Source organism: Ectobacillus antri, from assembly GCF_003852715.1.
Taxonomy (GTDB): Bacteria; Bacillota; Bacilli; order Bacillales; family Bacillaceae_G; genus Ectobacillus; species Ectobacillus antri.
Window position 1 is genome coordinate 63,559 of the sequence record NZ_RIAV01000015.1, and the last position, 6,115, is coordinate 69,673.

Below are 6,115 nucleotides of genomic sequence, written 5' to 3' on the forward strand. Positions count from 1 at the left end.
TAAAATTTCTGTGCTACACTTAATACAATAAGGTTTACATAAGGAGATTTTACATGTTAGACAAACTAAAACAATACTATGGTACAGTCGTTACCGATACATCTGAAGATACATATGACCTATATAGCTGGTATGCTGATACCGGCGGACAAAAATTTGGCATTTTAAAAGAAAACCTTACGAAAAAAGACGAAGATCTTCTCTCTCTCTTTTTAACTCCTCTTCTCGAGGATGACTGGTCACAAGCACAGAAGGCATGGAAAGCCTTTTTATTTCAATCTGGTTCTTTTCCTTCAATAGAAGCAAAAGCTGTTAGGTTTTTACACTTTTCCTTAAAGCAGCCTTTTTTTGAAAAACAGGCTTGGCAAGAGGCCTTGACAGGACTATTGGCAACGGAATTTATCGTTGTGTGGAAAGACGATAAAACTGGAGTTATTATTGAGTGTTATCCTGATGCGAATGTAGATACTTTTCTAGACAAAGACGCGTTTCAAACATTAACATCAGATTTTTTCATTACTTTGCATATCCTTGTTGGCAAGTTAAGACTTGTGAATAATTCCCTTCTCTTTTGGTTTCAATGGGAACATGAAGGCTTTCTTTGTACTCGTAAATCTCATCGCCACATCATGGATTTGGAGGATATTTTGCCATATTTTGTGATAGCAAAAGCAGATGCATTGCTTCCTGTGCTCCAAGCAGTAGATGATGCGGACTTACTTCATACAGTAAAAATGTTTCTAGAAGCGAATATGAACGTATCACTTGCAGCAAAACAGCAATACATGCATCGAAATAGCGTGCAATACCGCGTTGATAAATTTATTGAAAAAACAGGAATCGATATCAAAAACTTTAAAGGTGCCGTTGCCGTGTACATTTCTCTGTGCTTATATTAATGCAAACATCTATAAGCTAAAGTAGCTTTCATTTGTACATGTTGCACAAATGAAAGCGTTTTTTTTGGTCATGTTATACATTTACGTAAATGTAGAATTGGGATACACTGACTCTATAAGAAAACGATTTCAACAATGATCAGGAGGGTATTTCCATGGCTGAATTAAAATTAGATCATATTTATAAAATTTATGATAACAACGTAACAGCAGTAACAGATTTTAACTTACACATTGCAGATAAAGAATTTATTGTATTTGTAGGTCCTTCAGGTTGTGGTAAATCTACTACACTTCGTATGATTGCAGGTCTTGAAGAAATTTCAAAAGGTGACTTTTTCATTGATGGTAAGCGCGTGAACGACGTTGCACCAAAAGACCGTGACATTGCAATGGTATTCCAAAACTACGCGTTGTACCCACACATGAGCGTATATGATAATATGGCTTTCGGCTTAAAGCTTCGTAAATTCTCAAAAGAAGAAATTGACAAGCGCGTAAAAGAAGCAGCTCGCATCCTAGGTCTTGAGCAATACTTAGATCGTAAACCTAAAGCTCTTTCCGGTGGTCAACGTCAACGTGTAGCACTAGGCCGTGCAATCGTTCGTGACGCAAAAGTGTTCTTAATGGACGAGCCTTTATCCAATCTTGATGCAAAACTTCGCGTATCAATGCGTGCTGAAATTTCTAAACTTCACCAACGCCTGGGTACAACAACAATCTATGTAACGCACGACCAAACAGAAGCAATGACAATGGCGACACGCCTTGTTGTTATGAAAGACGGCTTAATCCAACAAGTAGGTTCTCCTAAGGAAGTATATGAACGTCCTGAGAATGTGTTCGTAGGTGGCTTTATCGGTTCTCCAGCGATGAACTTCTTCCGCGGTACACTTGAAAACGATTCTTTCGTAGCAGGTAACCTTCGCCTACAAGTGCCTGAAGGTAAACTGAAGTACCTTCGCGAACAAAACTACATCGGCAAAGAGATTATCATGGGTATCCGTCCAGAAGAAATTCATGACGAGCCTGTATTTATATCTTCTGCAGCAGGCTCTACAGTAGAAGCAAAAATTGAAGTTGCTGAGCTATTAGGTGCAGAAACAATGCTTTATTCTCAAGTAGGCGGTCAAGATTTCGTAGCACGTGTTGACTCTCGTACTGAATACAAGCCAGGTCAATCCATCACATTAGGATTTGACATGAACAAAGTTCACTTCTTCGACGTAGACTCAGAAGTTCGCATTCGTCACGCAAACGAGAAGTAAATAAGAAAAGCGAAAGCGGCTCGTTCAGCTCCATAGGGCAAAGATTCCCAGCACATAAAGGCGTTCTTTGCCTTAATGAGCTAGGGGGCTCTGACCGGAGGAGCTAGCCTCTGTAGCTAGACAATAGAAAAGCGAAAGCGGCTCGTTCAGAGCTAAATCAAATAAAAGGAAGCTGCATACAGTTGGTGCAGCTTCCTTTTATATTTCCTGAACCTGAATTTGATATTGGTTTTCACAAGATGTGCAATAAAATAAATGGGTACAACTCGAGGTAGCCATATTTTCTTGCAGAATATTTTCATCCATGTAAGCACTGTAGTCATCAATGTAATCAACAGCTTTTCCCCGGTCTTCCACCTTTCCAGCACAATGAGGACAAGTGTATACACTACTTATAAAGCCATTACAAAGTGGACATACTCCCATCATGTTCCCCCACTATATTTATATTAAGAAACAGAAAAGGGCGGGAACTCCCCGCCCTTTATAGCCATTTTTATCGTTGTACGCCACCTAGGTGTTGTTCAGCATAAGCTACAAGACGCTTTGTGATTTCACCACCTACAGAGCCGTTTGCACGAGCTGTAGCTTCAGGTCCAAGGTTTACGCCAAACTCAGAAGCAATCTCGTATTTCATTTGATCCAATGCAGCTTGTGCACCAGGAACAGCCAATTTGTTTGTTCTTGTCATGTCGGTTCACCTCCTTTTGTTGGTGTAAGCATAGTATGCGAAATTAGCATTTTCCTATGTACAAAAAGAAGGTGTAAATTTTGGAAATTACAGACATGCTGTAGATATATATAATTTCTTCAATCTGATGTATTGTCTTTTACGACCAAAAAAGCGCTTAAACATTATATAAAGATGGTGAAAAAATTACCAATTCTATAAATCGCATAGTTCCACTATGTTGAAACATACTAGAGATACAGAAACACATTCACTGGGTTAGAGCCATAAAGGGCTACACTGGTGCAAATCCAGCTAATCCAACCAAACAAACTCTCTAAGGAGGAACTATCATGCCAAGTCAACAATCTTCTAACAAGTTAGCAGTACCAGGTGCACAAGCAGCTCTTGATTCAATGAAATATGAAATTGCTTCTGAGTTTGGTGTAAACTTAGGACCTGAAGCAACTGCACGTGCGAACGGTTCTGTAGGCGGAGAGATTACAAAGCGTTTAGTAGCAATGGCTGAGCAACAATTAGGCGGCTACCAAAAATAATTTTATACTATGGCTAGGATCTTGCGCCTTTGCGCAAGATCTTTTACTATGTGGTAGCTACATTTGATCTATTATAATACATAAAAAAGCCTCAAATATTCGAGGCTTTACTGAATTAAACTTAAAAATCGCTTTGTTCTTTCTTCTTGCGGTGTTTCCAATACATCGGCAGGTGCTCCCTCCTCAACGATAACACCGCCGTCCATAAAAATAACACGACTGGCAATATGACGTGCAAACTTCATTTCATGTGTGACAACAACCATTGTCATACCTTCCTGAGCAAGCTCTCTCATTACTTTTAAAACTTCTTGTACCAGCTCTGGATCTAAGGCAGAGGTTGGCTCATCAAACAGCATGACCTTTGGCTCCAATGCAAGTGCACGCGCAATCCCAACACGTTGCTGTTGTCCCCCGGAAAGCTGAAACGGGTATAAATTCATTTTATCCGCGAGCCCCACTTTATGTAGATAGCTCTCTGCTTTACGTCTAGCCTCTTCTCTATTTTGCTTTTGTACCGTAATAAGGCCTTCCATCACATTTTCAAGCGCTGTAAAATGAGGAAAAAGGTTATGATGCTGAAATACCATACCCGTTTGCGTACGTAATCTTGCAATATCACGTTTCGTAATCTTTTGTGAAAATTGTACCTCTTCTTCACCAATTCGAATACTTCCACCATCAGGAGTTTCTAATACGTTAAGACAACGTAAGAATGTTGTTTTCCCTGACCCGGATGGGCCAATAATAACCACCACTTCTCCCTTTTCCACCGTTGCACTAATATCGCGCAGAACTGTGTTGTTCCCAAAGCTTTTTTGTAAATGCTTAACATTAATCATTCTTTTCCTCCTTTGCCTCGGTTAAGATACATATCGTTCCATTCGTTTTTCGAGTCGTTGTTGAACGATTGATAACACAAAGCAAATGATCCAATAAATGAGACCAGCTAAAGAGTATACGATTAAAAACTCGTAGTTCATTGAAGCAATTTCTTGCGCTTTTCGAAACATTTCTGTTACTAAAATTAAAGATGCCAACGATGTGTCTTTCACAAGGCTAATAAATGTGTTAGAGAGAGGCGGTACTGATACTCTTCCAGCTTGTGGTAAGATAATGCGCTGTAAAGCTTGTCTGTACGTCATCCCAATTGTGTATGCTGCCTCCCACTGTCCCTTTGGTATAGACAAAATGGATGCACGTATAATTTCAGATGCGTATGCGCCTACACTTAATGAAAAACCAATGATAGCTGCTGGAAACGGATCGATTGTCACACCTACACTTGGAAGTCCATAAAAAATAATAAATAATTGCACTAGCAACGGCGTTCCTCGAATGATAGAAACATATGCCCTAGCAATCCAGCGTAAAAGAGATGAATTGGACAAACGTGCCAGTGCAGTTCCAGTTGCAAGTATTAATCCAAAAACGAATGAGATAAGTGTTAACGGAATGGTATGATAAAGAGCACCCTCCAGCATAGGCATGAAGGATGCTTTTGAAATTTCAACCCATAACGAAAGTTTTTCAGGTGTAAAGACAGTATTACTTACTGCGTACATCTTCACCAAACCACTTTGTTGAAATTTTTTCGTACGTGCCGTCTTTCATCATATCATCAAGGTGTTTATTTACTTCTTTCACTAGAGTATCGCTGCCTTTACGGAACAACAAACCACTTTCTGCCGCATTGTCTTCTGTATCAGCAATCTTAATTTTTGCATCTTTCTTTGTTTGCAAATAGTTTAAAACAGACAAACGGTCATTAATAGTCAAATCCACACGTCCAGAACTCAATAGCTCTACAGCTTGATTAAATCCTTCTACCCCTACAATCTCAGCACCGTTTTTCTTAGCCATTTCTCCATAGTTACTCGTTAGAGATTGCGCTGCTTTTAAGCCTTTAATTTCTTCAAACGTTGCTGGCTTGTCTTTATCAGCAGGAATTACCAATACCGCAGAAGAAGAAATATATGGTTTAGAGAAATCGTATTTCTTTTGACGATCTTCACGAATACCTACTTGGTTTGCAACCATGTCAAAACGCTTTGCGTCAAGCCCTGCAAACATCGCATCCCATTGTGTTTCTTTAAATACAGCTTTTACTTTCATACGCTTTGCAATTTCCTCAGCAATTTCCACATCAAAGCCGGTTAATTTTCCTTTTTCATCGTGGAAAGTGAACGGTGGGTACGTACCTTCCGTACCAATTAAGAATTCACCATCTTTTTGTATTTTAGCTAGTGTGTCGACAGCGGCTGTTTCTTTCTTTTCTTCTTTAGCGCAACCTGCTGCAAACGCCAGCATTGCAACTAACAATATAGACAATAATTTCTTCATAACTACAATCCTCCAGTATTCTTATAGGAATTTCAAACATAAAACATTGTATGTGATTCTTAAATATTTTTCAAATAAAATATTTCGATAGTAGTGTAACCGTAAAACAAATGTTTAATAATTAGTCAGTAAAACCTTTTTATTAGGAGCTATGTATTAACTTAACAACAATGAACTTGCACAGAACCTAAGACAATAGAAAAACCTTACCACAGACTGCCGCATTGTGGTAGGGCTAAAAACTGATACTTTCTTATTCTGTGAACTACCCGCCACCTACGCTTCGCTTAGAGGTGGGGGCTTCTAAGGTAATCGTACCTCACGGTACGAAATTGACTTAGCTATCGAGCCTATTCCATGCTCTATATATGATTATGC

At 39.2% G+C, this 6,115-nt stretch carries 7 protein-coding genes; 3 read left to right on the plus strand and 4 right to left on the minus strand.

Features of this window, described 5'->3' with window-relative positions; all coding sequences use genetic code 11:
- The first annotated feature begins 53 nt into the window (after positions 1–53).
- Together EEJ45_RS13125 and EEJ45_RS13130 are read left to right on the plus strand one after the other, a co-directional pair.
- Positions 54–899, plus strand: a complete 846-nt coding sequence (locus tag EEJ45_RS13125) for a PucR family transcriptional regulator (RefSeq protein ID WP_124565261.1) — start codon at positions 54–56, stop codon at positions 897–899.
- Between the two features lie 155 nt (positions 900–1,054).
- A complete protein-coding gene (locus tag EEJ45_RS13130) occupies positions 1,055–2,167 on the plus strand; it encodes an ABC transporter ATP-binding protein (protein ID WP_124565262.1) in 1,113 nt (370 codons plus the stop codon).
- Between the two features lie 496 nt (positions 2,168–2,663).
- Here EEJ45_RS13130 and EEJ45_RS13135 read toward each other — a convergent pair whose 3' ends face one another.
- The gene (locus EEJ45_RS13135; protein ID WP_124565263.1) at positions 2,664–2,858 is read right to left on the minus strand and encodes an alpha/beta-type small acid-soluble spore protein; all 195 of its coding nucleotides are present in this window, start codon (positions 2,856–2,858) and stop codon (positions 2,664–2,666) included.
- 332 nt (positions 2,859–3,190) lie between these two features.
- Here EEJ45_RS13135 and EEJ45_RS13140 point away from each other — a divergent pair, with 332 nt between their 5' ends.
- A complete protein-coding gene (locus tag EEJ45_RS13140; RefSeq protein ID WP_124565264.1) occupies positions 3,191–3,394 on the plus strand; it encodes an alpha/beta-type small acid-soluble spore protein in 204 nt (67 codons plus the stop codon).
- Positions 3,395–3,501: 107 nt separating this feature from the next.
- Here the strand turns inward: EEJ45_RS13140 and EEJ45_RS13145 are convergent, their stop codons facing one another.
- From EEJ45_RS13145 to EEJ45_RS13155, 3 genes are read right to left on the minus strand one after another with little or no spacing between them, the layout of a single operon-like run.
- Positions 3,502–4,236 (minus strand): amino acid ABC transporter ATP-binding protein, encoded by a 735-nt coding sequence (locus tag EEJ45_RS13145; protein ID WP_124565265.1) that lies wholly within the window; start codon positions 4,234–4,236, stop codon positions 3,502–3,504.
- Positions 4,237–4,257: 21 nt separating this feature from the next.
- Positions 4,258–4,959, minus strand: a complete 702-nt coding sequence (locus EEJ45_RS13150; protein ID WP_124565266.1) for an amino acid ABC transporter permease — start codon at positions 4,957–4,959, stop codon at positions 4,258–4,260.
- Positions 4,943–5,737 carry an amino acid ABC transporter substrate-binding protein gene (locus EEJ45_RS13155; RefSeq protein WP_124565267.1) on the minus strand — a complete coding sequence of 265 codons (795 nt, stop codon included), beginning with the start codon at positions 5,735–5,737 and terminating at the stop codon, positions 4,943–4,945. The genes EEJ45_RS13150 and EEJ45_RS13155 overlap by 17 nt, the downstream gene beginning before the upstream one ends.
- Positions 5,738–6,115 lie beyond the last annotated feature (378 nt).

Excerpts from the sequence above, each read along its gene's own strand:
- EEJ45_RS13130 (WP_124565262.1), top strand. The coding sequence starts at position 1,055 with ATGGCTGAATTAAAATTAGATCATATTTATAAAATTTATGATAACAAC.
- EEJ45_RS13150 (WP_124565266.1), bottom strand. The coding sequence starts at position 4,959 with ATGTACGCAGTAAGTAATACTGTCTTTACACCTGAAAAACTTTCGTTA.
- EEJ45_RS13135 (WP_124565263.1), bottom strand. The coding sequence starts at position 2,858 with ATGACAAGAACAAACAAATTGGCTGTTCCTGGTGCACAAGCTGCATTG.
- EEJ45_RS13145 (WP_124565265.1), bottom strand. The coding sequence starts at position 4,236 with ATGATTAATGTTAAGCATTTACAAAAAAGCTTTGGGAACAACACAGTT.
- EEJ45_RS13140 (WP_124565264.1), top strand. The coding sequence starts at position 3,191 with ATGCCAAGTCAACAATCTTCTAACAAGTTAGCAGTACCAGGTGCACAA.
- EEJ45_RS13155 (WP_124565267.1), bottom strand. The coding sequence starts at position 5,737 with ATGAAGAAATTATTGTCTATATTGTTAGTTGCAATGCTGGCGTTTGCA.
- EEJ45_RS13125 (WP_124565261.1), top strand. The coding sequence starts at position 54 with ATGTTAGACAAACTAAAACAATACTATGGTACAGTCGTTACCGATACA.